27 protein-coding genes are annotated in these 25,557 nt (G+C 40.6%); 17 read left to right on the forward strand and 10 right to left on the reverse strand.

The genetic code is table 11. From position 1 onward, the window contains the following. Positions 1-9 precede the first annotated feature (9 nt). Both GJU41_RS02565 and GJU41_RS02570 read left to right on the forward strand, forming a co-directional pair. Positions 10-546 carry a DinB family protein gene (locus GJU41_RS02565; protein WP_070875001.1) on the forward strand — a complete coding sequence of 179 codons (537 nt, stop codon included), beginning with the start codon at positions 10-12 and terminating at the stop codon, positions 544-546. 64 nt (positions 547-610) lie between these two features. Further along, the gene (locus tag GJU41_RS02570; RefSeq protein WP_070875003.1) at positions 611-1,885 is read left to right on the forward strand and encodes an MFS transporter; all 1,275 of its coding nucleotides are present in this window, start codon (positions 611-613) and stop codon (positions 1,883-1,885) included. 73 nt (positions 1,886-1,958) lie between these two features. Here GJU41_RS02570 and GJU41_RS02575 read toward each other — a convergent pair whose 3' ends face one another. Further along, positions 1,959-2,702: an SDR family oxidoreductase gene (locus GJU41_RS02575; protein WP_070875006.1), complete on the reverse strand. Its 744-nt coding sequence runs from the start codon at positions 2,700-2,702 to the stop codon at positions 1,959-1,961. A 132-nt stretch (positions 2,703-2,834) separates the two neighbouring features. Here GJU41_RS02575 and GJU41_RS02580 point away from each other — a divergent pair, with 132 nt between their 5' ends. Both GJU41_RS02580 and GJU41_RS02585 read left to right on the forward strand, forming a co-directional pair. Then, positions 2,835-2,990 carry a hypothetical protein gene (locus tag GJU41_RS02580; protein ID WP_154317934.1) on the forward strand — a complete coding sequence of 52 codons (156 nt, stop codon included), beginning with the start codon at positions 2,835-2,837 and terminating at the stop codon, positions 2,988-2,990. A gap of 38 nt (positions 2,991-3,028) precedes the next feature. Further along, positions 3,029-3,475, forward strand: a complete 447-nt coding sequence (locus GJU41_RS02585; protein ID WP_224771162.1) for a GNAT family N-acetyltransferase — start codon at positions 3,029-3,031, stop codon at positions 3,473-3,475. A 39-nt stretch (positions 3,476-3,514) separates the two neighbouring features. Here the strand turns inward: GJU41_RS02585 and GJU41_RS02590 are convergent, their stop codons facing one another. Continuing rightward, positions 3,515-3,778, reverse strand: a complete 264-nt coding sequence (locus GJU41_RS02590) for a hypothetical protein (RefSeq protein ID WP_070875010.1) — start codon at positions 3,776-3,778, stop codon at positions 3,515-3,517. 154 nt (positions 3,779-3,932) lie between these two features. Continuing rightward, positions 3,933-4,688, reverse strand: a complete 756-nt coding sequence (locus GJU41_RS02595; RefSeq protein ID WP_070875012.1) for an alpha/beta hydrolase — start codon at positions 4,686-4,688, stop codon at positions 3,933-3,935. 164 nt (positions 4,689-4,852) lie between these two features. Here GJU41_RS02595 and GJU41_RS02600 point away from each other — a divergent pair, with 164 nt between their 5' ends. Further along, positions 4,853-6,085 carry an MDR family MFS transporter gene (locus tag GJU41_RS02600; RefSeq protein WP_070875015.1) on the forward strand — a complete coding sequence of 411 codons (1,233 nt, stop codon included), beginning with the start codon at positions 4,853-4,855 and terminating at the stop codon, positions 6,083-6,085. A gap of 271 nt (positions 6,086-6,356) precedes the next feature. Here the strand turns inward: GJU41_RS02600 and GJU41_RS02605 are convergent, their stop codons facing one another. Further along, positions 6,357-7,091, reverse strand: a complete 735-nt coding sequence (locus GJU41_RS02605) for a YwaF family protein (protein WP_070875017.1) — start codon at positions 7,089-7,091, stop codon at positions 6,357-6,359. Positions 7,092-7,241: 150 nt separating this feature from the next. Between GJU41_RS02605 and GJU41_RS02610 the strand changes: the two genes are divergently transcribed. The 4 genes from GJU41_RS02610 to GJU41_RS02625 are packed head-to-tail and all read left to right on the forward strand — an operon-like array spanning position 7,242 to position 10,305. After that, positions 7,242-7,775, forward strand: a complete 534-nt coding sequence (locus GJU41_RS02610; RefSeq protein ID WP_154317935.1) for a helix-turn-helix domain-containing protein — start codon at positions 7,242-7,244, stop codon at positions 7,773-7,775. An 11-nt stretch (positions 7,776-7,786) separates the two neighbouring features. Further along, the gene (locus tag GJU41_RS02615; protein ID WP_154317936.1) at positions 7,787-8,566 is read left to right on the forward strand and encodes a CPBP family glutamic-type intramembrane protease; all 780 of its coding nucleotides are present in this window, start codon (positions 7,787-7,789) and stop codon (positions 8,564-8,566) included. 19 nt (positions 8,567-8,585) lie between these two features. After that, positions 8,586-9,485 (forward strand): ABC transporter ATP-binding protein, encoded by a 900-nt coding sequence (locus GJU41_RS02620; RefSeq protein ID WP_154317937.1) that lies wholly within the window; start codon positions 8,586-8,588, stop codon positions 9,483-9,485. After that, a complete protein-coding gene (locus GJU41_RS02625) occupies positions 9,478-10,305 on the forward strand; it encodes an ABC transporter permease (protein ID WP_070875022.1) in 828 nt (275 codons plus the stop codon). The genes GJU41_RS02620 and GJU41_RS02625 overlap by 8 nt, the downstream gene beginning before the upstream one ends. 605 nt (positions 10,306-10,910) lie before the next feature. Here GJU41_RS02625 and GJU41_RS02630 read toward each other — a convergent pair. Beyond that, positions 10,911-11,678 (reverse strand): SurA N-terminal domain-containing protein, encoded by a 768-nt coding sequence (locus GJU41_RS02630; protein ID WP_070875024.1) that lies wholly within the window; start codon positions 11,676-11,678, stop codon positions 10,911-10,913. A gap of 211 nt (positions 11,679-11,889) precedes the next feature. Here GJU41_RS02630 and GJU41_RS02635 point away from each other — a divergent pair, with 211 nt between their 5' ends. Beyond that, complete coding sequence (locus tag GJU41_RS02635) at positions 11,890-13,365, forward strand: amidase family protein (RefSeq protein WP_154317938.1); 1,476 nt, start codon at positions 11,890-11,892, stop codon at positions 13,363-13,365. A gap of 13 nt (positions 13,366-13,378) precedes the next feature. Continuing rightward, positions 13,379-13,891: an acyl-CoA thioesterase gene (locus tag GJU41_RS02640; RefSeq protein WP_070875026.1), complete on the forward strand. Its 513-nt coding sequence runs from the start codon at positions 13,379-13,381 to the stop codon at positions 13,889-13,891. Between the two features lie 134 nt (positions 13,892-14,025). Here GJU41_RS02640 and GJU41_RS02645 read toward each other — a convergent pair whose 3' ends face one another. Continuing rightward, complete coding sequence (locus GJU41_RS02645; protein ID WP_224771351.1) at positions 14,026-14,673, reverse strand: glycosyltransferase; 648 nt, start codon at positions 14,671-14,673, stop codon at positions 14,026-14,028. A gap of 184 nt (positions 14,674-14,857) precedes the next feature. On the opposite strand from GJU41_RS02645, the gene GJU41_RS02650 reads away from it, so the two are divergent. The 4 genes from GJU41_RS02650 (at position 14,858) to GJU41_RS02665 (ending at position 20,536) form a co-directional block, all read left to right on the forward strand. After that, positions 14,858-15,307 carry a MarR family winged helix-turn-helix transcriptional regulator gene (locus tag GJU41_RS02650; RefSeq protein ID WP_070875028.1) on the forward strand — a complete coding sequence of 150 codons (450 nt, stop codon included), beginning with the start codon at positions 14,858-14,860 and terminating at the stop codon, positions 15,305-15,307. Between the two features lie 13 nt (positions 15,308-15,320). Next, entirely contained in the window at positions 15,321-18,449 is a 3,129-nt protein-coding gene (locus GJU41_RS02655) for an MMPL family transporter (protein ID WP_070875029.1), read from the forward strand. 223 nt (positions 18,450-18,672) lie between these two features. Then, entirely contained in the window at positions 18,673-19,899 is a 1,227-nt protein-coding gene (locus GJU41_RS02660; RefSeq protein ID WP_154318305.1) for an MFS transporter, read from the forward strand. Between the two features lie 175 nt (positions 19,900-20,074). Further along, positions 20,075-20,536, forward strand: a complete 462-nt coding sequence (locus tag GJU41_RS02665) for a universal stress protein (protein ID WP_070875031.1) — start codon at positions 20,075-20,077, stop codon at positions 20,534-20,536. A 980-nt stretch (positions 20,537-21,516) separates the two neighbouring features. Here the strand turns inward: GJU41_RS02665 and GJU41_RS02670 are convergent. The 3 genes from GJU41_RS02670 to GJU41_RS02680 are packed head-to-tail and all read right to left on the reverse strand — an operon-like array spanning position 21,517 to position 23,258. Beyond that, positions 21,517-22,653 (reverse strand): zinc-dependent alcohol dehydrogenase, encoded by a 1,137-nt coding sequence (locus GJU41_RS02670; RefSeq protein ID WP_070875032.1) that lies wholly within the window; start codon positions 22,651-22,653, stop codon positions 21,517-21,519. Between the two features lie 16 nt (positions 22,654-22,669). Continuing rightward, a complete protein-coding gene (locus tag GJU41_RS02675; RefSeq protein WP_101568505.1) occupies positions 22,670-23,032 on the reverse strand; it encodes a spore coat protein in 363 nt (120 codons plus the stop codon). Between the two features lie 10 nt (positions 23,033-23,042). Continuing rightward, positions 23,043-23,258 carry a spore coat protein gene (locus GJU41_RS02680; protein WP_154317939.1) on the reverse strand — a complete coding sequence of 72 codons (216 nt, stop codon included), beginning with the start codon at positions 23,256-23,258 and terminating at the stop codon, positions 23,043-23,045. 144 nt (positions 23,259-23,402) lie between these two features. Between GJU41_RS02680 and GJU41_RS02685 the strand changes: the two genes are divergently transcribed. Together GJU41_RS02685 and GJU41_RS02690 are read left to right on the forward strand one after the other, a co-directional pair. Further along, complete coding sequence (locus GJU41_RS02685; RefSeq protein ID WP_154317940.1) at positions 23,403-23,615, forward strand: hypothetical protein; 213 nt, start codon at positions 23,403-23,405, stop codon at positions 23,613-23,615. Next, the gene (locus tag GJU41_RS02690; protein WP_070875036.1) at positions 23,608-23,907 is read left to right on the forward strand and encodes a spore coat protein; all 300 of its coding nucleotides are present in this window, start codon (positions 23,608-23,610) and stop codon (positions 23,905-23,907) included. The genes GJU41_RS02685 and GJU41_RS02690 overlap by 8 nt, the downstream gene beginning before the upstream one ends. A 402-nt stretch (positions 23,908-24,309) precedes the next feature. On the opposite strand, the gene bla is transcribed toward GJU41_RS02690, so the two are convergent. Next, a complete protein-coding gene (bla, locus tag GJU41_RS02695) occupies positions 24,310-25,251 on the reverse strand; it encodes a class A beta-lactamase (RefSeq protein ID WP_154317941.1) in 942 nt (313 codons plus the stop codon). Positions 25,252-25,557 lie beyond the last annotated feature (306 nt).

Below are 25,557 nucleotides of genomic sequence, written 5' to 3' on the forward strand. Positions count from 1 at the left end.
ATGAGGAGCATGAACAAACGCCCGGAACAAAATGAATATGCATCGTATTATGAAGGCTATATCCGCATGATACCTGAAGGGAACCTTGAACAAATTTTAAAGGAGCAAGTAAAGGATACCCTGTATTTGCTTAACCATCTTTCTGAGACAGCAGGAGAATTCAGATACGCAGAAGGGAAATGGAGCATCAAAGAAGTGATCGGCCATGTTGTGGATACGGAAAGAATCATGGCTTACCGTCTTTTATCTATTGCAAGGGGAGATGCGGTACAGCTTCCTGGCTATGATGAAAATGCATACGTAGCTCAAGCGAATTTCGATGGAGAGAAGATGGAAGACCTGCTTCAGAACATGTTCGTTGTCCGGGAGGGAACGCTGCTCCTGCTTAAGAGTTTAAAAGAAAAAGACTGGCTGAGATGGGGAACGGCAAATCAATTGGATGTTACCGTAAGGGCGATAGCGTGTATTATTGCAGGCCATGAACTTCATCATCGGAAAATCCTTAAAGAAAGATATTTGGGAGCGAAGGAATTTTCAGCTGGTTAATGTTTGAAGATCACAGCTGTGAACGATTACTCTAGAAAAAAACAGAATGAATGAAGGTACATATATGAAACGTATTCACTATAGCTGGATTATTTTATCCGTCACTTTTTTTGCCATTATTGTTGCAGGTATTATCAGATCCTCCTCGGGAGTATTTATCGTGCCTTTTGAGAAGGAATTTGGCTGGGATCGCCCCGTCATCTCGCTCGCCTTTGCGATCAGTCTGTTTCTATACGGATTATCTGGCCCATTTATGGCTGCCCTCATTGAAGTACTTGGCATTAAAAGAATGATGATTCTTGCAATGACCATTTTGCTGTCAGGGATTGTGCTTACTTTTTTCATGCAGGATTCCTGGCAGCTCATCCTCATATGGGGAGTTATTATTGGTCTTGGATCTGGTCTGTTTTTGACTGTACTGAGCCCTTATGTTGCAAATCGCTGGTTTGTTAAAAGAAGAGGGCTTGCGGTTGGAATTCTGACTGCAAGCACGGCAACCGGACAATTGATTTTACTGCCGGTTTTAGCCTGGATCACGGAAGCTTATTCATGGCGGGAAGCCATTGGACTCATTTTATTTCTTTGTCTTGGAATGTTTGTGATCATCCTGATCTTTATGAAAAATTCCCCAGAGGAAATCGGCATACTGCCTTATGGTTCGGTGCTGGAAGAAGCAAGCGAAAGCGCGGGTCAAAAGAAAAATCCGATTATAATGGCATTTCAAGGCTTAGTCGAAGCAATAAAAGCTAAGGAATTTTGGCTCCTTGCCGGAAGCTTTTTTATTTGCGGACTGTCAACGAGCGGGTTAATCGGGACTCATTTTATTCCTGTTTGCATCAGCTTTGGGATCCCGGCAGTAACAGCAGCGGGCTTGCTGTCCTTTATGGGCATCTTTGATTTAATTGGGACAACGGCATCAGGCTGGCTTTCAGACCGGTTTGATAATCGCTGGCTTTTGTTTTGGTATTACGGGCTTAGAGGCCTGTCATTGCTGTTATTGCCATATGCATTATTTGAAGGCTCTACATCTCTATTGGTGATATTTTCTATTTTTTACGGTTTGGACTGGATTGCGACAGTACCGCCAACAATCGGGATATCCCGGCAAGTCTTCGGCCTTGAAAAAAGCGGCATTATTTATGGATGGATTTTTGCTGCACATCAGGCTGGCGCTGCTGCAGCAGCTTTCGGAGGGGGAATGATTTATAAGGTTCTCAGCTCTTATACGTGGGCTTTTCTTATATCAGGTCTATTCTGTTTAGTGGCGAGTCTGTTCGTTTTGGTGATTAAGAAGCAGGAAGCACCTGTGATAGTTAAAGACAGTGGTGTAAAAGGATAAGTAGAAAAAGCTGTGTCACTTGGACACAGCTTTCTGTCATGCCTGAGCTAAACGGGCAATTCCGCTTTTCTGATCACCATTCCTGAGTAGTAGGCCTCACGATAATCTCGTTTACCGCTACGTCTTCCGGCTGTTCGATTGCAAAACAGATTGTGCGGGCGATGCTGTCTGCGCTGATGGCGCCTTTGTAGACATCTTCAATTCCTGATTTTACATCCTGATCCGTAATGGATTCTGTTAATTCGGTTGTTACTGCCCCGGGTGAAATGATGGTAGCGCGGATGTTGCTGTTTGTTGATTCTTCCATTCTAAGCCCTTCCGTAATGGCGCGCACGGCAAATTTTGTTGAGCTGTAGACTGAGCTTCCTGGTGCAATGGCATGTCCTGCAACAGAAGAAATGTTGATGACATGGCCTTGCTTTCGTTCTCTCATGTATGGGAGAACGGCCGAGATGCCATAAAGAACACCTTTAATATTGACGTCGATCATTTTATCCCATTCATCGACTTTTCGATTGTTTAAGAGTGACAGCGGCATAATGCCGGCGTTGTTGATGATCACATCTATTTGACCGAATTCTGCGTGGGCATATTGAGCAAGCTCCTCCATTTCAGAATGAGAGGTGACGTCCGTTACTTTATAGATGGCTTTTCCGCCTTTTGCCTGCAGTTCTTCCTGAAGGCCCTGAAGACGGTCTTCACGTCTTGCAGCAAGAACAAGCTTGGCTCCTTTGGCAGAAAGCTCTTTTGCAGTTGCTTCTCCGATTCCGCTTGAAGCTCCTGTTAAAATCACAACTTTATTTTCAATGTTAGACATTTTCATAACCTCGCTTTGATAAGAATGATAAACAGGTATTTCTGTTTATAGAGGACGGTTTTCCCTGTTTGAACACAGTTAAACTTTGTAACTGTATAACTGTATGCGGATAGAATGAAAGGAGCTGATTGAATGGACTCTGCCCTGCTGATGCTGCTCCCGCTTTTGCTTTATGCAGGAACTATTTTCCTTGGAATCTTTGCGATCATCTATTTTCTTAAATTAACAAAAGAAAGAAATGAAGTCTTAAAGGATATAAGAGAAGAATTGAAGAAAAGGAAACTATAGCAGTTATGCACTTATTAATAAAAAAGATGAATAGAAAAATGGCTGCTGACATTCTGAAGTGGACCTACGAGCCGCCCTATGATTTTTACAACATGGAGCTTACAGAAGGCAATATAATTGGAATGCTTTCAAACTCTTATTATGCGGTCGTCGATGATAAGGGGAGATTGATGGGCTTTTTTTGTCTGGGAAAACCGGCTCAAGTTCCAGATGGTCCCATGCAGGAAGTCTATTTAGAAAATATGATTGATATTGGACTGGGAATGAATCCGCATTTTACGGGTAAAGGAGCGGGAAGTGAATTCTTTTCCTATATTGTTTATCATGTTCGGATAGGATTTCCGAACATGCCGCTTCGTTTGACCGTTGCTTCTTTTAATAAAAGGGCTGCACGCGTTTATCAGAAAGCAGGATTTGTAGAGGCTGCGAGGTTTGATAAAGGCGGTGCAGCATTTATAGTGATGGTAAACAAAGGCGGATTATAGAGAAGAAAAAAGCTCAGACAAATTCTTTCATCTGAGCTTCTATCCTTTTAACATGGCGAAGAAATAAAAGATGCCAACTATCAATAAGAGTCCTATTAATCCTAAAACCAGGATGCAGATGAGGAGAATCCATCCAAGCTTTTTTTGCTCTGTTCTAATAAAGAAGATGCATAGTGTGAAAATTCCAAAGAAAAACCCTAAAATGGCCCATAGCCATTTATTTTTGTTATAGAGCGGTGCTTTAATAAACAAATAAACAGCGATGAAAATTTCTATCAAATAATACAGGATGCTTTCTGCCAATGGTAAACTCCTTTTCCGCTTTTAGCAGCAGTTACTTTGAACCTTTAAATTGTACCTGCTGTTCTTCAAGATTGGCAATCTTCAAGAGCAATAAATAGAGCATGAAATCTATGAGATTTCATGCTCTTATCGGTTTCATTTGTTATATTTAAGCTCAAACTGCTGTCTGATTCAGTACTTTTTCAATGAATTCCAGTGTCTTGTCAATGATCAGCTGCTGGTCATGGTCAAGCGTAGCGACATGGTAGCTGTTTTTAAGCGTGATCAGGTTTTTATCCTTCGAAGATATCTCTTCATAAATAACCCGTGAGTTGTCCGGCGGCACCACGTTGTCCACTGAGGATACAAAAATAAGCGCAGGACATGTGATCTCGTCCAGCTTGTTTTTCACTATGGCCATAAGTTTATTAATTTCTTTTAATGATTGAACAGGTGTTTTTTCATAAGCAAGCTCAGTAACCGCAGGATTTTTAATGTCAGATCCAATTGCGTCCAGAAATCTTGCCTGAATTTGCTGGGCGCCTGCCATTGTCGGGATATCGATTGCGGCATTAATTGGGATGATCGCTTTGATTTCAGGATGATGCTGGGCGAGATAGAGAGTCAGCGTGCCGCCCATTGAGAGGCCTGTAACAAAAATGGTGCTGCAGCGCTCTGCAAGCCATTGGTACCCTTCTTCAACAGAAGCAGTCCAATCCTCATAAGTGGTTCCTTCCATTTCCTCATAGTGAGTTCCGTGGCCTTTAAGCCGCGGTCCGCACACGGTGTATCCAGCTTTTGCGTAGGCTTCTCCAAGCGGGCGCATGCTTTGCGTTGAGCCCGTGAACCCGTGTGATACGAGAATGCCAACTGAATTCCCTTCAAAATAAAAGGGTTCTGCTCCTTCGACTACCGGATATCTTTCTGACATTTAACAAAACCTCCTGCCGATTATTTAAAAACGTCAACGTTTTACCATTCGCTATAAAACTTGCAATCTCCTACTAAAGGTTGAGATTCATCGATCTATTTTAGGATTCGGAAAATGAGAAATTGTGGTAAACTTTCTTTTATTACAAGGTGGAGGGTATATTCATGAAACAGCTTAAACAGATTCATCCGCTTGGGTGGAACATCTTAATCGGCACGATTTTTGGCAGAATGGCAACATCGATGAGCATTCCCTTTCTGGCGATTTATTTAACTCAAGTAAAAGGTGTCTCAGGGTCCATGACAGGAACGATTATTGCCGTCAGCTCACTTGCCGGCATCTTGTCAAGCTTTTATGGGGGCTATCTGTCTGACAAACTTGGAAGGAAAAAAGTGCTGCTGACATCCATCTTTCTTTGGGTGCTTGTGTTTATCGGTTTTGGGGTGGCAGACAGTGTGCTTTCATTTTTTATCATGAATGCGCTGAACGGGGTGTGCAGATCGGTTTTTGAACCAACCTCGAGAGCGCTCCTGTCCGATATTACAGATCAGAAAAATAAGCTGCTGATTTTTAATTTGAGGTATGCGGCCATCAATGTCGGGGTTGTATTCGGACCAATACTTGGCATCTTTTTGGGGTCAGCCAAAACGACGTTTCCCTTTTACATTGCAGCTGCGATTTATACTCTTTACGGCATATCGCTGCTGCTGACATTTATGAAATCGGAACTTGAAAGGGAAGCGGCCGAAACAGCACGTATTGCCTTTCGGGAGGCTTTTCAAGTCACGAGAAAAGATAAGCTGCTTCTGTTAACTTTAGTCGGCATTATCCTTTGCATTACGGGATTTTCACAGCTTACTTCTACATTACCGCAATACTTCGCCATGTCTCCTCAAATAAAAGACGGGGCCAAAACGTTTTCCATTCTGCTGTCGCTTAATGCGGTAGTCGTTCTTATCATTCAGTACCCGGTCGTCCGAATAGCGAGGAACTATTCGCCGATTAGATCGATCATGCTTGGAAATGTTTTTGTCGGCTCGAGTCTTTTCACCTTTGCTTTTGTGGAAAGCATTTGGATGATCGGCCTGGTTGTCATTTTCTTTACGGTTGGAGAAGTTTTGCTCTTTTCGATGATGGATGTTTTGATAGATGCCATTTCCAATCCTGATATGAAGGGAACTTATTTTGGCGCAATGGGCTTTACCCAGCTCGGGAATGTACTCGGTCCGTGGATTGGCGGGCTGCTTTTGGATTCTTACGGTGTCAGTGATCCGTCCATCTTATTCGGCTGTCTGATGATTATCACATTAAGCGGTCTGCCGGTGCTGCTGCTGGTAAAAAAAGAAATGGAGAAAAAGGTCAAAGGGACAATGATAAAACAGCATGTTCATGTTTAAAGAAGGGAGGAAGCGTATAGTGTGCGCTTCCTGTTTTTTTTATTGGATCTTTTCGTGAATTTTTTGCTGTTAGACTAGATATGTTTAAAACGATAAGTGGATTGCAGCGGAAGGCACTTGACTCCTGCGGGAAATAGAGGGAAGTTGGAGACCCCGCAGGCAAAGCCGAGGAGGCTCCAACCCTCCCCGCGGAAAGCAAGTTCCTGGAGCGGAAAGGAACGGACAACATTTATAATCGAATACAACAATCTATGCGAACACAGCCTTTTGATTAAACGCTCTTACTAATGCCCGTTTTCTTTTTAGTTGATGAAAAAGGAACAAACAAAAGCAGAAAGAGCAAGAATGCCACTATTTCCAAGGAAAGAATATACCAAGGATACGGCCCTAAAAAATCAAGCGGAGTCGGATTCACTGGTTTACGTGATAAAAACATATAATTACCGCCGGCCGTTTGATTGATGAAGTAAATAAGAACAGCTGCTGCATTCAGAAATCCCATTGTTTTTAATACAGATCTAAAGGTTACTTTGTACTTTTCAACCCATACAAAGAAGAAGCAGGTTAAGATGATTACCGAATGCGTTATAAAAAAGTGAAGAAAACGCAGGTGCGGAAAGTTATAGTTCAGTTCAGGCGTTAGTAATGCGAAGAAAGCTCCGGCAAGGCCGATAAAATACACAACTTCAAATACCCGCCTGCTTTTTGTGAGCAGCAGAACAATACATAAGAATAGACTGATGCTGCACAATTCCAGCGGAAGCGTGTAGGCAGCATTCCACGTTCCGTTTAAAGTCAGCCATAGGTGATAGGAGAGCTCGCAAACTAAACCGGTCCCTGCCAGAATCCATCTTGCTGCTCTATTCCTATTTTCATTCAGCAGTTTTTTTCGGAATAAGAAAAGGACCAATACAGTCAGGAACAGCAGGAATATACTTAATAAGTGAACTTTTGAAAAGGCAGCAAACGGGTTGTCTTCATAACTCTGCTGGAAAATCTGGTTCATAAAAAATCCTCCCCCTCTATAAAGAATAAGGGTTTTAGATGGTGATTAAAAGATAAAATTTGGAAAAAAACAATTGATTATTATCAAAATATATATTATTATCATAAGTGATAACAAAACACAGCAATGAATATAATGGAGGAAAATGATTTGAATAAATCAAAGATGAACCTGATCTTGCATCCTGTGAGAATAAAGATTGTGCAATCTCTGCTGAACGGCAAAGAGATGACCGTTCAGCAATTAGGGGAGAGGACGAAAGATGTTCCACAGGCGACACTTTACAGACATCTTAATAAACTTCTTGAAGCCAAGATTATTCAAGTGGTAAAAGAAAACCAGATTAGAGGCACGATTGAAAAGGTTTATGCGCTCAATGAACCATCCGTTCAGTCGCAGGAAGACTTCTTAAAGTTAACAAGTGAAGAACATTTAGAACTTTTTATGAATTTTACAACACAGCTGATGGGGATGTATGAGAGTTATCTACAAAATGACGAAGCGGATTTGGTGAAAGATGGAGTAAGTTACGCTGTAGCAAACGTCCATTTATCAGATTCAGAATTTATGGAACTGGTAAAGGGGATCGCTGAACTGCTCCAAAACGCCATGCTAAATGAACCTTCGCCTGAACGGAAAGGAAGAAACATTGCAACGATTGTGATTCCTGATAAAAAGCCTTAGGGGGAAGAGATATGAAAAAAACGGATTTGAAATTGGCATTGCTCATAGGAGTGATCTGTTTCGGAGCAGGATTCCTCCTCGTGCCGTATCAAATGAATGCATTGACATCTGCACTGCCTGCGAGTGAATTGGAGAAGATGACTGGTAAAATTTCGGTTGGATTTCTATCAATGGTGACATCGATTCAACTATTTTTTACGAGTTTTATTCTTTCATGGATCGGTTTCAAAATGGCACGCAAAACGGGCTTTTCGTTTGAGATTCTTCAGTCATTGGTTGAAAAGGGACCAAAGAAATGGTTTCGTGCAAAGTCTCTGCTGCTAGCTGTCCTTCTCGGTACAGGGACCGGATTCATCATTGCCGGCGGCGATCGTTTTTATTTTGAAAAGCATATTCCTCAAATTGAAGCAATGAATCCGGAATTTTCTTGGATAGGGTTACTTGCAGGCGCTTTATACGGGGGCGTCTTCGAAGAAACCATGCTGCGTTTATTCTTTGTCAGTCTGCTCGTATGGGTATTTATCAAAATTTTAAAAAGAGAGAACAGCACCTTTTACTGGGCAGCTATCATCATTGCCGCTCTATTATTTGCTTTGGCCCATTTGCCTTTTACAAACCTGCTTTTTGGCGGGCTTACAGACTTGATTATTTTCCGCTGCTTTTTGCTGAACGGAATCGGAGCCATCTTTTTCGGCTATCTGTATTGGAAAAAAGGGTTTGAATATGCCATTGTTTCACATATGTTTGCCCATATTTCCATGCAGCTGGTGTTTATTCCATTATTCTATTAAAAAGGGAGCTTGAGAACAGATGATTGAAGTCGCGGATGTTTCAAAAAAGTTCGGCAGCCAGACGGTGCTGAAGAACGTCAATTTTAAAGCTGAAGAAGGAAAGATTGTAGGGCTCCTTGGACCGAATGGAGCTGGAAAAACAACATTTATCCGAATATTAAACGGGGTCATAAAAGCGGACAGCGGAATGATTTCGATCCTGAATCATGATCCATTGAAAAATGGTGATGAAATCAGAAAAATATCAGGCATTGTCACAGAAGGGGCAGGTTTGTATCATCAATTAAGCGGCGAGGAAAACTTAGCATTTTTTGCAGATTTATATGGGGTCAAGAATAAAGCCAGAATTCGTCAGCTGCTGGAGCTGTTTGATTTGGAAGATCATAAAGATAAACCTGCCGGCACATACAGCACAGGCATGAAAAAGAGACTTGCTCTCGCAAAGGCGCTTTTGCACAGTCCAAAATTGCTGTTTCTGGATGAGCCGACCAATGGCCTCGATCCGGACGGCATCAAAATGGTGCTCGCTTATTTGAAAAAATACAACGAGGAAACCGGCACAACGATGATCATCTGTTCTCACGTATTGCATCAGCTGGAACCCGTTTGTGATACCTTCGCTTTTCTTGAGAATCAAACCATTGTTGAACAAGGAACAAAAGCTGAACTTGAGAAAAAATATTTAAAAGAAATAAAGATAAAAGTAAACACGAATCTGAAACTTCAGGGAAAAGAATATATGGCGTTTCCTTGTGAACAATGGGGAGAAGGAGAAATGATTTTCAATCTGCCTGGAAAAGAAGATATTCCTTTCTTGCTGAAAGGGATTTTAAAAAACCATCATGTCTATTCCGCTGAGATAATAAATAATGATCTGGAATCCATTTATTTTAAAGTAAGGGAGAAGCATAATGAATAGGACCATGATGAAAGCAATCATAAAAAAAGATTTATGGGATATTTTCCGCAGTAAAAACTTATTTGCTACGCTAATTATCATTCCAATTCTTTTTTCAGCGGTCATACCTGCAGCTATTCTTGGCAGTGCTCTCTTTTTCGATATCGAAGAGCTGGCGGGCAATGATGCACAAAAGATGATCAGCAGCTTCCTGACTCAGCTGAAAAGTGAAGACCTTGCTCTTGAAACGACCGAAAAGCAATTTGTTTATTTATTTATCAACTACATGCTTCCGTCCTTATTTTTGCTGGTGCCGATTATTACGGCCAGTGTTGTCGCCGCCAATAGTTTTGTAGGGGAGAAGGAACGGCGTACACTTGAGAGTCTGCTTTTTTCTCCTGTTCCGATTAAAACTCTTTTTGTGAGTAAAATCCTAGGATCGTTTATTCCCTCGCTGCTTGTTTCTTGGCTGAGCTTTCTGCTTAGCGGTGTGATCATTAATTTACTGGGATATCAGCTGTTTGGACAAATGATCTTTCCATCGGCCAATTGGCTGGCGCTGATCTTGTGTCTTTCCCCGATGGTGTCTCTCATGACAGTCTTGCTGAACGTTTTTATCTCCTCCCGGGTTAAAACGTATCAGGAAGCACAGAACATTGGAGGACTGATTATTCTGCCCGTTGTGGGAATGATGGCCGGCCAGGCTAGCGGCTTGTTTTTGGTTGGCGCGCAAATTACCCTGCTGATTGCGCTCGGTATTCTGATTGTGAACGCCATTTTGCTGCAAAGAATAACGAAGTATAATGACCGGTATGTGCTGTTTGAAAAGCAGATTCATTGAGGATGTTTTTTAAAGGCTGTTTTTGCATGGATTGTTGTTTTTCATGATAAATGATGTTGTCCGTTCCTTTCCGGTCCAGGAACTTGCTTTCCGCGATCCGGCTGGGAGCCTCCTCGGCGCCTGCCTGTGGGGTATCCCATTTTGCTCTATTTCCCGCAGGAGTCAAGTTTATCCGCTGCAATCCACTTAGAGTTGAAAGAATCTAGTCTAATAGCAACAATATTTACGAAAAGAGCCTTGATTATAAATATTGTCAGCGATCTTGCCGGGGATGTTCTCGGCTTTCGTGTTTGTTGTGAGGACAAAAAAACAGAATAGCAGCTGCAAGGTGGAATCAACCGCGTCGTATGAGGACAAAAAAACAGAATAACAGCTTCAAGCTGGAATCAACCACACCGTATGAGGACAAAAATCCAGAATGGCAGCTTCAAAGTGGAATCAACTACACCGTATGAGGACAAAAATCCGGAATGGCAGCTTCAGGGTGGAATCAACCATTGTTTCTGCTGCAATCCACTAAGGGTTTGTACCTTTAAATCACAAAGCAGCTAAACAGAGCTATATGAAAAAACCCCCGCAGCCAAACGGCAACGGGGGTCATTTCATTATATCTTAAGATCAATCTTCGCGCTTTTCTTTAGTTCTTCTACTTTTTGTGCAAGCTTCTCCTGCTGTTTTTGCTGCTGAAGAGATTGTTCAATCTGAGGTTTTACTTCTTCAAGCTTTGGAACTTCCTGTCCGCTGCTTTTTCCTTGCTCTGCGTATTGATCATACGTTTTTTGAATTTCTTCATTTGAGATCTCGCCTGCAGGCACTTCTTTTTCAATATACTGTCTGAATTTAATATCATCAGCAATTTGAGCTTCAAGTGTTTTCATGTCCATGCCTGATTTTTTAAGAGCGGCTTCGAATTCTTTTTCTGTTTTAAACTGTTTTTTCGTTTCATCAAGCTGTTTTTTTACGTCTTCATCAGATGCTTTATAGCCTTTTTTATCTGCCTCTTGAAGAAGCAGGGTTTGTCCGACTAAGCTGTCCAGTGTTTGTTTTTTAACTTGCTCTGCAGCTTCTTTAGAAGTAGGGTCTTGTCCCATTTGCTGCATTTGGCCCTGAGTTGATTGAAGGACGCTGTTGTAGTCGGCACCAAGGATTTTTTCATCATTTACAAGAGCAACAGTTTTCTTTTCATCCACTTGCTGCTTTTCTAGTTTCTTTTGCATTTCTTCCATTTGCTTTTGCTGATCCTTCTGCTCATCAGTTTCGGCTGTTTTTGCTTTATCATCATTTTTCGCTTCTTTGCTTTCTTCATTTCCTCCGCATGCTGCTAAAACAACGGCCATCAGACCGGTTATTAATGGTAACATCACTTTTTTCATAATCGATCTCCTTCCTTCAAGCTAGAAGTATAATTTTTCTTTTGAAAAAAAATCATCTAGTGCGCATTATAAAGGAAATTCAGTGAAAAAGAAACCTTATGCGGCCGATCTGAAGAATTGTAACAGGATTGAAACGTTTAAAATCAGTTAATAGCAATATAAAAATATGTTAGAATATGGGTATCAAATACATCAATTACTGGAGAATCTTATGGATATCAAATGGAATCCGGTTTTAAAGGAAGAATTAACGGCAGCTGCCCTGCAAAACGCAATGAATGCGGGTCAACTTACAGCAAAAGAACTTGTAATGTATTACATGTACCGGATCGCGAAATATGATCAGGCAGGTCCAGCCATCAATTCCATTCTTGAAGTAAACCCTGCTGCTTTTTTCATAGCTGAGGCATTAGATCATGAAAGAAACACCAAGGGGCCAAGAGGACCGCTTCATGGAATACCAGTGCTGCTTAAAGATAATATAGAAACAAATGATGCTATGCATACAAGCGCAGGTACGCTTGCTTTGGAAAACTATCTGCCTGAAAAAGATGCATATCTCGTAAACTTGCTGAGGCAGTCAGGTGCCATTATTTTAGGAAAAACAAATATGACAGAGCTTGCGAATGGGATGTCATCTGAAATGTGGGCGGGTTATAGTTCGAGAGGCGGACAGGTGGTAAATCCATATGGGGATTTCTTTGTAGGGGGATCAAGCTCGGGAGCTGCGGCTGCAGTTGCTTCTAATTTGGCGGTATTGGCTGTCGGAACTGAAACGGATGCTTCTATTTTAAGCCCAGCCATTCAAAATTCTGTCGTTGGAATTAAGCCCACAGTAGGCCTTATTAGCCGTACTGGAATGATTCCGTTTACATATTCACAGGACACAGCAGGACCAATTGCAAGAACTGTGGAAGATGCTGCCTTGCTGCTTTCAGCACTTGCTGGGCCGGATCCATCAGATCCGGCCACCTTAAAAAGCGATGGGAAAAAGGATTATTCGGTTTTCTTAGATTCAGAAGGGTTAAAAGGTGCAAGAATTGGAGTCTTTAAGGATGCTGATGAAGACTATTTTCAATCTGGTGAATATGATGAAGGCTTATTCAAAGATGCTGTTTTGGGCTTTAAGGATCTTGGGGCAGAAGTTATTGAAGATATCGTCATTCCATCCTTTCATAGAAAGTGGAGCTGGAATGTTTTATTTTATGAACTGAAGCACAGCCTGGACAACTATCTCGCTAAGCTTCCTCCGCAACTGCCGGTACATTCTTTATCTGAGCTGATCAAATTCAATGAAAATCACAAAGAACAAACGCTGAAATATGGTCAAGATAAACTTGAAAGCAGAGCAAAGCTGCCATATTCATTGAGAGCACCTGAATATATACAAGCAAAAATAGAAGATATATACTTTTCACAGCAGGAAGGTATAGATTATGCATTGAAAAAAGATAAGCTGGACGCCATCCTTTTTCCTTCGTATATTGGTTCAACAATCTGTGCAAAAGCTGGTTACCCATCAATTGCCCTGCCTGCAGGATATATGGAAAACGGCAGGCCTTTTGGGATTACTTTAGCGGCATCTGCGTTTAGTGAGGGGCTTTTAATCAAGCTTGGCTACTCATATGAACAGCATACGAAGCAGAGAAGAAGTCCCAGCTTGGCGAAGACCAAGAGAGAGAAATAAAAAGGAGATTACCATGACACAGACACCAAACAGCAAACCTTGTTCAGAATCAAGAGTTTTTCAAACAAACCGTGTACTGCCGCCTGACACGAACAATCATCACACGTTGTTCGGAGGAAAATTAATGGCTTCAATAGATGTTGTAGCCTCCATTTCAGCCGCAAAGCATTGCCGTTCAGAATGCGTCACGGCATCAATGGATTCGGTTGATTTTCTGCATCCGATTCGTCCGACTGATGCGGTGCACCTTGAATCTTTTGTTACATACACAGGAAGATCATCGATGGAGATATTTGTTAAAGTTACGGCAGAAGATTTAGTAAGTGGTGAATCAAGAGTCGCAGCGACAAGCTTTATCACTTTTGTTTCACTGAATGAGCAGGGAAAGCCGAAAGAAGTTCCAGGAGTTTACCCTGAAACAGATGAGGAGAAATATTTATTCGAATCAGCAGAGGAGCGCTCTCTGATCAGAAAAGCGAGAAGAAAAGCAAGTATTGCGTTCTCTGAAGAAATTAAAAAATATTGAGTGATATGGTTAATAAAAGGGAAGATCCTTTTCGGGTCTTCCCTTAATACTGATTGAAAGTAGATTTATCCTGATTAAACGCGATTTTCCACTGATAGAATCCGAATTTTCATTGATTGCCTTCGATCGTGCCTCTAAAATTTATCCGGAAATTGCTTCATGATTCCTGCAGAAAGAACATCGGCCATCATCAGCAGATGGTCTAACCCTTTATCAAATGCCAGTATACTGGCGTTCCAATCCTTCTTAAGTCTTGCCGTTACATCATCTGTAATGAATTGCAGATGCATATATAATGCTTCCTTTAGCTCTTTTTCAGACCAATTCGGGTTGGCGCTGCTCAAGAACTTCGCAATGTCATCGGCATTCTTATACCATTCTGTATTAAACTTCTTAAAGTCTGATTGATTGCCGCTTTTTGCAGCTGCCGTTAATTTTCCTGCAATCAGAATGTGATCTCTTAATAGTTCCGCAAGTTTGTTTCCTGCTTCTTCCCCGTAGTAAGGCTTAATGGCATTGCCGATGTCATCCTGATTTTTCAAAAGTCTTGCAAGCAGTTCTTTTTGATTTTCAAGTCCATTAATGGAGCTGACAATATAGCTTTTTGTCCAAATCGCATGATCGATCCAGAGCCTTCTCATGCCCTCCTTTAGAGCAAGAGCTTCTTTAGTTATGCACTCCGTTTGTTCCCTGGATTCTGCTTTTGCATCTGGTGCTGCAGGCGACAGGGTAAAAGCTAACGTCATTATTGCCAGGCCAGCAATTATTAAATGTTTTTTCACACAGATCATCTCCTTATTGTTTTTTTGTAAAATGTTCCATCATTAGTTTGCATAAAAGACCAAAATTCATTCTTCAAATTCTCCATATTGACTTTTCCAATGCATCATCATATAGTTAAATCTGTTAATAGTTAAACAAGTGAACAATTAAACAATAGAACAATCGTTGAAATGAGGTGAAGAAATGTCAGGAGAAAACATAAAAGAACTGGTCGATCGGTACATAACGGTTTCTTTTTCCGTTACAAGCATTGCAGAGACTCTGGTCAAAGAGCAGATTGGGAGCGATCTGACAAATGACCAGCACTACATGCTCAGATATATCAATCAGGCGAACTCATGTACATCTTCTGAGTTGGCAGAAGTGTTTAATGTGAAAAAAAGCGCGATAACCGCGATTATCACAAGAATGTTTGAAAAAGGGCTGATTGAGCGGACGCGTGATGAAAATGACCGCCGCGTCGTTTATCTGACGCTGACTGAAAAAGGAAATGACCTGTTTGAAAAAGCTGAAGACCGCATTCATAAGCTTGTGGAATCCTTTATTAATAAGTTCGATCCAATGGAAATTAAACAATTTATTGAAACCTATGAAAAGCTCAACCAAGTATTAATCGAAAGCAAAGAAGAATAACTGGGGGAAAACCATGAAGACAATTATTAAAAGCAAATGGCTTGTACTGATTGCCTGGATTGCTGTTGTGGCAGGGTTATTGTTTGCGGCCCCGAATATGGCGGATTTAGTCCGGGAAAAAGGACAGATTGATGTGCCAAAAGGATATTCCTCATCATATGCCTCTGAGATTTTAGACGAAGTGCAGAAGGATGAAGGCGGCGGAGATGAAAGCAGCGTTGCACTTGTTTTTTACAGTGAAAAAAAACTGACGAAAACAGAAATTGCCGAAGCTGAAAAAGCGATCAGGCTGCTTGAGAAAAAGGAAGATAAACTTGGCATTACTGAAATTCTCACACATTTTAACGAAGAAAGCTTAAAAGAGCAGCTTGTATCGAAGGATGGAAAAGCGATTTTGGCATCCGTTAATGTGGCCTGGAATGACAGAGAGCCGAGTGAGGTAAGAGAAGCCTTATACGGTGCGATCGAAGATGTAAAAGTTGATCACGATTATACGGGGAACTGGATGATTAATGAAGATTTGATGAAAAGCTCAGAAGAGGGCCTGAAAAAGACAGAAGGCATTACAGTTGTCTTTATTTTAGGGGTTTTGCTCTTGGTTTTCAGATCGATTGTCGCCCCGCTTATTCCGCTGCTGGCAGTTGGATTCAGTTATTTGGCTTCGCAGTCGATTGTGTCATTTTTAGTCGATTCATTTCATTTTCCGATTTCAAATTATACTCAAATCTTTTTAGTTGCGGTCCTGTTTGGAATCGGAACAGACTACTGTATTTTAATTTTAAGCAGGTTTAAAGAAGAATTATCTGCTCATGAAACTGTGCCGGAAGCTATTGTGGCAACTTACCGAAATGCAGGACGCACCGTGTTTTTCAGCGGTGTTGCCGTTATGATCGGTTTTGCGGCAATCGGTTTTTCACAGTTTAAACTCTATCAATCTGCTTCAGCGGTTGCGGTAGGGGTTGCTATTTTACTAGTGGCTTTGTTTACGATTGTTCCTTTTTTCATGGCGGTTTTAGGCGGAAAGATTTTCTGGCCGTCCAAAAGCAAAGCAGAGCACGGGGAAAGCAAGCTTTGGGGAGTATTAGGAAGGTTTTCGCTGGCACGTCCATTACTGTCCCTTTTGATAGTAGCTGTGATATGCGTCCCATTTCTAGCAGTCTATGACGGAGAATTATCATTTGATTCACTTGAAGAGGTCAGCGGAGATGTAGAGTCGATTAAAGCATTCAATGCGATCGCAGACAGCTTTGGTCCGGGGGAATCGATGCCGACTCAGATTGTCATGAAAAATGATGAAAAAATGGATTCTGCAGAATATGCAGCACTTGCAGAGAAAATCAGCCAGGAGCTCGAAAAAGTGGACCTGGTCGATAACGTTCGCTCTGTTACCCGTCCAGCAGGAGAACCAATCGAAGATTTCTTTGTCGCCAAACAGGCGGAAAGCCTTGGAGAGGGAATTGGAGATGGGAAAGAAGGACTCGATGAGATCAGCAAAGGTCTTAATGAAGCAGGCAGCGAGCTTTCTAAGTCTGAGCCGGAGCTGAATGATGCAGCAGAAGGCATAAACGGCTTAATTTCCGGTACTTCTGAGCTCCAATCCGGACTGACTGAAGTTCAGGCGAATTTAGCAAAAATCGAAAATGGAATTCGTCAGGGGTCAGCAGGATCAGGAGAAATTAAGAAAGGCCTTGAACAGGCTAAAGCGGGCAGTGAGGAATTGCTTGCAGGCTATAAGGAACTTTTGAGAGGGTACGAGGATATTGAAGGAAATTTGAAAAACTTGAGTACTCAATATGCACAGGTTCAAAATGGCCTGTCAGCTTTAAATGATGCCATGGTTCAAATCCAGAAGGAGGATTTTGCCTATCTTGAAAATAAATATGCAGGTATAGAGGATGAAGCACAGTATCAAAACATAAAGGGAACGGTGGGCGCTGCCCAGCAGGAGCTGCCTAAGATTTCAGCTGTATTAACAGAGCTGAACTCCGGTTTATCTCAATTGACCGCAGGCATGGGCCAGGCAAACGCAGGCTTTGCTGAAGCGAATACAGGCCAGGGTGGAATTTCCGGAGGTCTTGATGCACTCATAAAAGGCATCGATCAGCAGCTTGCAGGACTGGGTCAGCTCGCTGACGGTCAAGGACAAATCATAGATAACATGCCGAAGTTTACTGATGGACTTAGCGGAATCAACTCCGGGCAAAAACAGCTGCTTGACGGATTTGGAGATCTTGGAGGTCAATTAGGAGAGCTAACAGATGGTTTGAATCAGAGTGCGGACGGTCTGAATCAAGTATCAGAGGGACTTGGTTCTGCCCAGGATTACCTGTCAGGCTTATCAAAGACATCGGATACAAATGGTTTTTACTTGCCTCAGGAAGTGTTAGAGAGCAAAGAATTTGAACAGGCGCTGGGTGCCTACATGTCAGAGGACCGCAAAACAATGACTCTTGATGTTGTCATGGAGGCTAGTCCTTATTCAAATGAAGCAATTGAACAAGTGCCTGAAATTAAAGAGGCAGTAGAAAGAGCTGTGAAAGATACGAAACTTGAAAATGCAGTAGTCGCAGTCGGCGGAATTACCAGCACGAATGCAGACTTAAGCACTGTTTCGGCACAGGACTATTCCAGAACGGTTGTCCTGATGCTTGTCGGAATCTCAATTATTCTTATCTTCATGTTCCGATCTATTATTATGCCAATCTATATTATCGGATCCTTAGTCTTGGCTTATTTTACATCTATGGCTATTAACGAAGTAATCTTTGTAAACATTCTGCAGTATGCGGGCATCAGCTGGGCAGTGCCATTCTTTGGATTTGTCATTTTAGTCGCTCTTGGAGTTGATTACAGCATCTTCCTTATGGATAGATTTAACGAATACCGCGATCTTTCAGTAGGAGAAGCGATGCTGATGGCTATGAAGAAAATGGGAACTGTCATTATTTCAGCTGCGGTTATTCTTGGCGGAACCTTTGCGGCGATGATGCCGTCGGGAATGCTGTCATTGCTGCAGATTGCATCAATTATATTAATAGGTTTGTTCTTATATGCGCTAGTGATTCTGCCGCTGTTTATTCCAGTAATGGTGAAGAGTTTTGGGCAGGGGAATTGGTGGCCATTTAAGAGGATTTCGAACTGAATAGGTTAAGATTCAAGCCGTTCTCTTGATGAGGACGGCTTGCCCTGCTAATCGAGTTATTTACAAAGAAAAAAATAAGACCAGCAGCTGGAAATTTTTAGTTAATATTGATAAGCTAATGAGGACAATAAGAAGTTATTATTGTGCTCTTTCTTTATGAAAAATGATATATGCAAGAATAGAGAAGGTCGTGATTAAGGTGAACTCAGCAAATGAAGATTTAATGAAAGATTGGAAAAAAAATATTATTCTCTTTTTAAGCAGTCAGACGATATCACTTTTTGGTTCGTCCTTAGTTCAATATGCGATTATGTGGTATATCACACTTACAACGGAATCAGGTCTAATGATGACGCTGTTTATCATCTGCGGATTCATACCTACTTTTATTTTATCTCCCATTGCGGGTGTATGGGCGGACCGCTACAATCGGAAAATGCTGATTATTTTATCAGATGGACTGATTGCGATTTCAACACTTATCCTCGCTATTGTATTTTTTATGGGGTATGATGCGATTTGGCTGCTCTTTGTTATGGCTGCCGTTCGTGCAATCGGGACAGGCATTCAAACACCGGCAGTCGGAGCCATTTTACCTCAAATCGTTCCAAAGGATAAGCTGACGAAAGTGAACGGAACAAACGGGAGTCTTCAAGCAATTATTATGTTCGTGTCTCCAATCGTCAGTGCAGCTCTGTTAACAATGGCTTCCATCGAAATGATTTTTATGATCGATGTCATTACTGCAGCTATTGCGATTCTGACGTTACTTGCATTTTTTAATATTCCGGTGCATGAGAAAGCATCCGAAAAACAAACTACGAGCTACTTCGATGATTTTAAAAAAGGATTAACGTATATAAATAATCACGATTTCCTTAAGAAATTCTTTCTGTTTTTCGCGTTTTTCTTTGTCTTAATGGCACCTGCTGCATTTTTAACTCCATTGCAAGTTACTCGCAGTTTCGGCGACGGTGTGTGGAGGTTAACAGCCATCGAAATCGCTTTTTCAATTGGGATGATGGCGGGCGGAGCAATGATTGCTTCTTGGGGAGGTTTTCAAAACAAAGTTTATACGATGACATTTGCAAGTCTTTTAATGGGAGCCTGTACGTTTGCTCTCGGGATTGTTCCTGTCTTTTGGATTTATTTAATTTGTATGGCTGTATTTGGAGTTGCAATTCCAATTTTTAATACGCCAACTATGGTTTTATTACAGGAGAGAATCGATGAAAATTATCTAGGGAGAATTTTTGGTGTATTTGGCATGATATCGACATCGATGATGCCGCTTGGGATGCTTATTTTCGGTCCACTTGCAGATTTCATAAAGATTGAATGGCTGCTTATTGGAACAGGGTTACTCATTTTAATCCTTGCAATCTTTTTAGGAAGAAACAAAGTATTAATTGAAGCCGGAAAGCCCGTTTTGAAAAAACATGCTAATTAGTCAGGATTTCTTTCATTAATGAGAAGGTTACTTATGTTTCATTTTCCACCAGATAAAATTATATGTGTTAGGTCTGAAGAGATAGGGTAAATAATTTAATAATAATGAAATAAATAATAAAGAAATAAATAATACGTCTCTATATCTCTATACTTCAAATCAAGGAGAGGTTGATATGATTTATAAGAGGATATTGGTAGCGATGGATGGTTCAGAGGGAAGTAAGCAAGCGTTGCAGCATGCAAATGAGCTGGCACGGAATAATGGGGCAGAATTGATTTTGGTTCATGTTAAGAACGAGGCTCATCTTCCACTTTATGGCGGAGTATATCCCGTAAGTGCAGGCGGCACTCAAATTATTCAGGAAGAAGTAGAGAGAGCTGAAAAAGGTGAGATAGAAAAAGGTGAAGAAATTTTAAGAAAAGCTAAAGAAGAAATATCTCCTGATATTAAGGTTTCTGCAGCCTTATTAGGTGGTGACCCATCAGCATCCATTTGCGGGTATTCTGAAAAGAACAACATTGATCTTATCGTAATGGGAAGCAGGGGACTAAGCGGAATAAAGAAGTGGGTCTTAGGCAGCGTCAGTCAAAAAGTATTATCAGAGGCCACACAGGCAGTTCTTATCACTAAGTAACTTAAAGATTTCATCGCTTGAATGCAGAAGAAATGAAAGGGTATTTTCTATGAAATCTGAGTATCTAAATATGCCGTGTACGGAGAGAAAGGTGATCTTTATATCGACCCATTTGCCATTAACGGGTTCCGTTTTGAAGGAGAAACCGACAAAATGCAGTAGAAAATGGGTACTAAATTGCACAGCAATTTGTACCCGTATTTTTGTTGATATGACGGGTTTTAAAGCTGCCTTGCACCATATTTAGCAGTGGGAATTATATGCTGTTTTGTAGAGGTGGAATCACTTAATGTATACCCTGTAAAATGAGCTGCAAATTGCTATGTAATTTGTCCTGCAACTTATCCCAGAGCAAAGCCTTGGAAAACAAAAAAGGCTCAGAGTTTGTACTCCGGCCAATAATAATAAAGATGGTTACTCCGCAATAGCCCCCGATTGTTGAAGTTCATTAATGTTGCCTTATCGAAGAATAGCGCCCGATTGTGGAATAAAGAACACAATCCACTATTTGTGAATTGCGACCGATTGCTGAAGATCAGAACTACAACATTATAATAAGAAATAGATTAGTTCCTCTTGAACTAACGCACTTCTATAGTTTAAGTGCAATGTTTCACAAAATTCCTTATGGTGAATAATTTTACAAATTTGCTCTTCTGTCCTTTAAGAAATCAATGATAATTCAACAATACCTATAACCATTATGATTATTTGTAATTAAGAAATAATTGATTCAACAAAAAAGACGATGGATGATCACCGCCTTAAATGTTTTTATCTTTCTGTAAATTTATTTTTGAAAAAAAGGTAATCAACCTTATGTTTTGTGGCCATTAGTTGTGATGCAAGTATTGCGGTGTAGATAGTTGTTAATAGTATGCCAAAAATTGCTATGCCTAATAATGAGTCCTTGTTATTCAAAATAATAACCTCCATTTCTAAGGCAATATAGTGGAATACATCTTAGATTTAGTCAATTTTTAAGGTTTTAGAATGACTTTTATACAATTATCGGTCCTAGTGTCAAAAACTTCATAACCATGCTTTGCCTGGTCTAATGGAAGAACATGTGTAATTACATCACCAATATCAACCTTTCCTTCAGATATAAGATTGTAAAGAAAAGGCATATACGGAATAACTGGGGCCTGACCCGTTTTAATGTCAACATTTCTTTGGAAAATGTCTCCTAATGGGAAACCGTTATAACGTCCTCCATAAACACCGGTAATTTGGATGGTCCCAGCTTTGCGTACAGCCTGTGACGCAATGACAAGCCCGCCCATTGCACCGCCATGAAGCTTCATTCCAGATGCAAGATATTCAAGTGGCGTCATCTTGCCGCTCATACCTGAACAATCAATAACGATATCTGCTCCACCTTGCGTTATCTCTCTTAAATATTCGCCAACGTTTTCATGTTCTTCAAAATTTACAGTCTCCACTTTATTGGTTCGTTTCGCATGCTCAAGCCGGTAATTGAGGTAATCGACCGCAATAACTCGCTCAGCACCTTTAAACCAGGCAAATTTTTGAGCAAGGAGACCTACTGGACCACATCCTAAAACGATGACAGTATCACCAGCTTTGACACCAGAGTGATCTACACTCCAATAAGCTGTTGAGGCTGCATCTGCAAGTAACACTAACTTTTCATCTTCTACTTCGCAATTCTCCGGTATTTTGAAGGGAGTAAAGTTTCCATATGGAACTCGCATATATTCAGCTTGTCCGCCAGCAAATCCACCGGTTGTTTCTGAATATCCAAAGAAACCGCCCATTTCACCATGAGGGTTTGAATTATCACATTGGCTGGTTATGTCATGGTTACAGTACCAGCAGTGCCCGCAGCTTACATTAAAGGGAATAATTACCCGATCCCCTTTTTTTAGTTTTGTTACTTCCGGTCCTACTTCTTCGACTACCCCCATCGGTTCATGGCCAATTACGTAATCAGTTGGCATATTGGGAATCATTTGATGAATCAAATGTAAATCTGATCCGCATATCGCAGAAGATGTTATTTTTACAATGATATCATCGCCATTTTTAATTTTTGGGTCTTTTACTTCTTTAACCTGGACATTTTTATTCCCCTGGTACGTGACAGCTTTCATTTTTCTCTAACCTCCCTTATTTATTAGGCGTTGCGAACATTCCAAGTCTATCCGTATCATTTGGGAATAAGTTCATCCCGGCAATCATTAAAGCATTGTCGGCAGATTTAAGATCCAACTCAACTTGCTTGCCAACATCGTTTGGATATAACCAGCCCTTGCTTATCATCAATTCAGATATCTCGGTGTGTAAATCAATAGATAGTTCCATTTGCCTGTATAATGCCTCTCTTAACTCCAGGCTCGCTGTTTCAGTTAACGCAATGGCATATGTATGAATGCCCGTTTTAACTGAAAGAAGAAACTCCAATGCAATGCCCGAATCTGCCATTTCTGGCATATGTTCAGCTCCTTGGGGATCCAAATAATCCATTTCCATTTTTTTCACCTCATTCTATATAATTGGTTCTTGCCCCTTTATAAAATTCTTTAAGTTCATTTAATGCTGCAATTGATTGTTGAACATTTTTTTCCATCAGTGCTTTTAAATCATTATCGAAACAAAGGCCCTGCATAAGCTTTGATTTCAATAAGCATACAGTTTGCAGGTTTAATACCTCATGTGTTTCCATTGTTTCATGATAAGCCAAGCTTTTCTTCTCCATGACTTCACCTCCTAAAGTTAAAATCCCTTAATATGTGAATATTATTCAATAAAACACTACTGGTTATTGGGATATTTTGGGTGGGATGTGTATCTCCAGACTGAAGCAAGATAAGAGAAGTTTTTAAAGATTGGAGCGATACTCTTGACAAAATATTTAGGACTTCATGAAACACTGGAGATACTCGAGTTAATGGCATTTAAAACAGTATGTTTAACAAAAGCTGCAACTATGTGCAAATTGCTTCCTGATGGAGATCTTAAAACGATTCTTACTGGTGATTTAGAATCAGGAAGTCATGGCCTGGAGCAACTTCAGACCTTTATTACAAACCGGGAGGAGACTCACAATGTCTAATATCCTGCAAAATATGGCTGGAATGGGAGGATTGACAGAACGGGCAATCGCCTCGGATTTTCTGATTTCATCTAAATCCGGTGTCAGAAATCTTGCATTTGCAATTACGGAAACAGCTACACCTGAACTGAAATCGGCTCTTCGCGAGCAATTAAGAAATGCAGTGGATACACATGCCAAAATAACAGATTATATGATTGACAATGGATATTATCACCCTAATCATTTAGGAGACCAATTAAATGTGAGACTGCAGGATGCACATACCGCTTTAAACCTTAAAGATCAATAGGGGCAGTATCGTATGTTTTATGCAATAAAAAATCAGCTGCTATTAAACAGCTGATTTTTTCCTTCAATATATTACACAGGTAGATCTTCAACCTGCCCGTCAGTTGAAGAAGAAAAGCCGCCTGTCATTTTTACACTTTCACACCGTAATCATTGTATAAAATTTAATGAACTTTTCTGGATTTCTTACTTTTAGAAATAGTACATTACCCAAAAAGTGTACATGAAAAATTGAATGTTGAAGCCTAGAACTGACCTGTTAGCCAACCATGCTGCACTTCATAGCACCAAAGATAATGAAAGACTTTCGTTCTTTCATGGGAGTTGAAGAATTCACCATAACAATCGCTATAGGAATTAATGTACTAAAAAAGGCTACTTAACGCAGCCTTTTTTAGTACAATCATTTTCTATTGTTATTTTTGACTTTAAGGGCCTTAATTACTTCTTTTGTTGCCTCAGCAATAAGCTCATCATTATAATCAGCATCTTTTTTATCACGACTTGAAAGTACAGAAAGAACAATAGGATCTCCTTTTGGTGGCCAAATGATCGCAATGTCATTTCTCGTACCATATGATCCTGCTCCAGTCTTATCAGCCACTTCCCAACCTTTCGGCACTCCAGCACGAATTAACGCATCTCCAGTAGTATTTCTTTTCATCCAATCTATTAAAAGTTCACGTTTCTCAGTTGGGAGTGCATCTCCCAGTGTAAAAGCCTGAAGACTAGCAGCAAGTGCTCTTGGTGTACTCGTATCATGAGTTTCACCTGGATTAACTTCGTTTAAATCTGGCTCATATCTCTCAGGATTGGTAACATTATCACCAATTTCCTCCAGTGCTTTCTTAAATCCAGTAGGTCCCCCCAGTTGCTTAAGTATGAGGTTCGCCGCAGTATTGTCACTGTATCTAATAGAAGCATCGGAAAGCTCCTTAAGAGTCATCCCCGTATCAACATGCTTTTCTGTAATCGGATTATAATTAACAAGATCCTCACGTGTATAGGTAATTCTTTGATTAAGGTCTTCTATTGATTTCTGTTGTAAAAGTGCTCCTACAGCTAGAGCCTTATGAGTAGATGCATAAGCAAAACGCTCATCTGGATGATAGGTTACTGTTTGGTTTGTACCAGTATCCAACGCAAAGACACCAAGTTTAGCATCAAATTTTTCTTCAAGCTTATCAAAATCATGATTATTGGCAGTTTCTTGTTTTTGGGGTTTAGTTAATTCAGCATGAACGTTATTGTTTGAACAACCTACAAGCGTTGCACATGAAAGAAATAGCACAGGCACAATTTTTCTGAATGTAGAAGTACTAAAAATGCTGCTCAATGAATTCATTAAAATTCAACCTCTTTCTAAAAAATATTTATTGTATTCTCCTGGGATAGCAGCCGGATCTTTAACTCTTGCACCCTATCTTTTATTCATAAAGCAGACCTCCTAATTATTTGAGTAGACTCTTATGTACGAATTGAAAAAACAGACTCATGCAAGATATTTCGATGGATTACATTTGTAGTCTTATTACATCTGTAGTACAGTATTACATATGTAATCAAGTAAAGTCAATTTTTTATTTTTTTACCATCAAACCACTATAAATATGCTATATACCTGTTTTTCAAAATTAAAAAATCAAGAGAG

This window comes from Metabacillus idriensis, assembly GCF_009674765.1.
Classification (GTDB): Bacteria; Bacillota; Bacilli; order Bacillales; family Bacillaceae; genus Bacillus_P; species Bacillus_P idriensis.

Coding starts and splice junctions, on each gene's coding strand:
- GJU41_RS02565 (WP_070875001.1), top strand. CDS start 10: ATGAACAAACGCCCGGAACAAAATGAATATGCATCGTATTATGAAGGC.
- GJU41_RS02570 (WP_070875003.1), top strand. CDS start 611: ATGAAACGTATTCACTATAGCTGGATTATTTTATCCGTCACTTTTTTT.
- GJU41_RS02575 (WP_070875006.1), bottom strand. CDS start 2,702: ATGTCTAACATTGAAAATAAAGTTGTGATTTTAACAGGAGCTTCAAGC.
- GJU41_RS02580 (WP_154317934.1), top strand. CDS start 2,835: ATGGACTCTGCCCTGCTGATGCTGCTCCCGCTTTTGCTTTATGCAGGA.
- GJU41_RS02585 (WP_224771162.1), top strand. CDS start 3,029: ATGGCTGCTGACATTCTGAAGTGGACCTACGAGCCGCCCTATGATTTT.
- GJU41_RS02595 (WP_070875012.1), bottom strand. CDS start 4,688: ATGTCAGAAAGATATCCGGTAGTCGAAGGAGCAGAACCCTTTTATTTT.
- GJU41_RS02600 (WP_070875015.1), top strand. CDS start 4,853: ATGAAACAGCTTAAACAGATTCATCCGCTTGGGTGGAACATCTTAATC.
- GJU41_RS02605 (WP_070875017.1), bottom strand. CDS start 7,091: ATGAACCAGATTTTCCAGCAGAGTTATGAAGACAACCCGTTTGCTGCC.
- GJU41_RS02615 (WP_154317936.1), top strand. CDS start 7,787: ATGAAAAAAACGGATTTGAAATTGGCATTGCTCATAGGAGTGATCTGT.
- GJU41_RS02620 (WP_154317937.1), top strand. CDS start 8,586: ATGATTGAAGTCGCGGATGTTTCAAAAAAGTTCGGCAGCCAGACGGTG.
- GJU41_RS02625 (WP_070875022.1), top strand. CDS start 9,478: ATGAATAGGACCATGATGAAAGCAATCATAAAAAAAGATTTATGGGAT.
- GJU41_RS02630 (WP_070875024.1), bottom strand. CDS start 11,678: ATGAAAAAAGTGATGTTACCATTAATAACCGGTCTGATGGCCGTTGTT.
- GJU41_RS02635 (WP_154317938.1), top strand. CDS start 11,890: ATGGATATCAAATGGAATCCGGTTTTAAAGGAAGAATTAACGGCAGCT.
- GJU41_RS02640 (WP_070875026.1), top strand. CDS start 13,379: ATGACACAGACACCAAACAGCAAACCTTGTTCAGAATCAAGAGTTTTT.
- GJU41_RS02650 (WP_070875028.1), top strand. CDS start 14,858: ATGTCAGGAGAAAACATAAAAGAACTGGTCGATCGGTACATAACGGTT.
- GJU41_RS02655 (WP_070875029.1), top strand. CDS start 15,321: ATGAAGACAATTATTAAAAGCAAATGGCTTGTACTGATTGCCTGGATT.
- GJU41_RS02660 (WP_154318305.1), top strand. CDS start 18,673: ATGAAAGATTGGAAAAAAAATATTATTCTCTTTTTAAGCAGTCAGACG.
- GJU41_RS02665 (WP_070875031.1), top strand. CDS start 20,075: ATGATTTATAAGAGGATATTGGTAGCGATGGATGGTTCAGAGGGAAGT.
- GJU41_RS02670 (WP_070875032.1), bottom strand. CDS start 22,653: ATGAAAGCTGTCACGTACCAGGGGAATAAAAATGTCCAGGTTAAAGAA.
- GJU41_RS02675 (WP_101568505.1), bottom strand. CDS start 23,032: ATGGAAATGGATTATTTGGATCCCCAAGGAGCTGAACATATGCCAGAA.
- GJU41_RS02680 (WP_154317939.1), bottom strand. CDS start 23,258: ATGGAGAAGAAAAGCTTGGCTTATCATGAAACAATGGAAACACATGAG.
- GJU41_RS02690 (WP_070875036.1), top strand. CDS start 23,608: ATGTCTAATATCCTGCAAAATATGGCTGGAATGGGAGGATTGACAGAA.
- bla (WP_154317941.1), bottom strand. CDS start 25,251: ATGAATTCATTGAGCAGCATTTTTAGTACTTCTACATTCAGAAAAATT.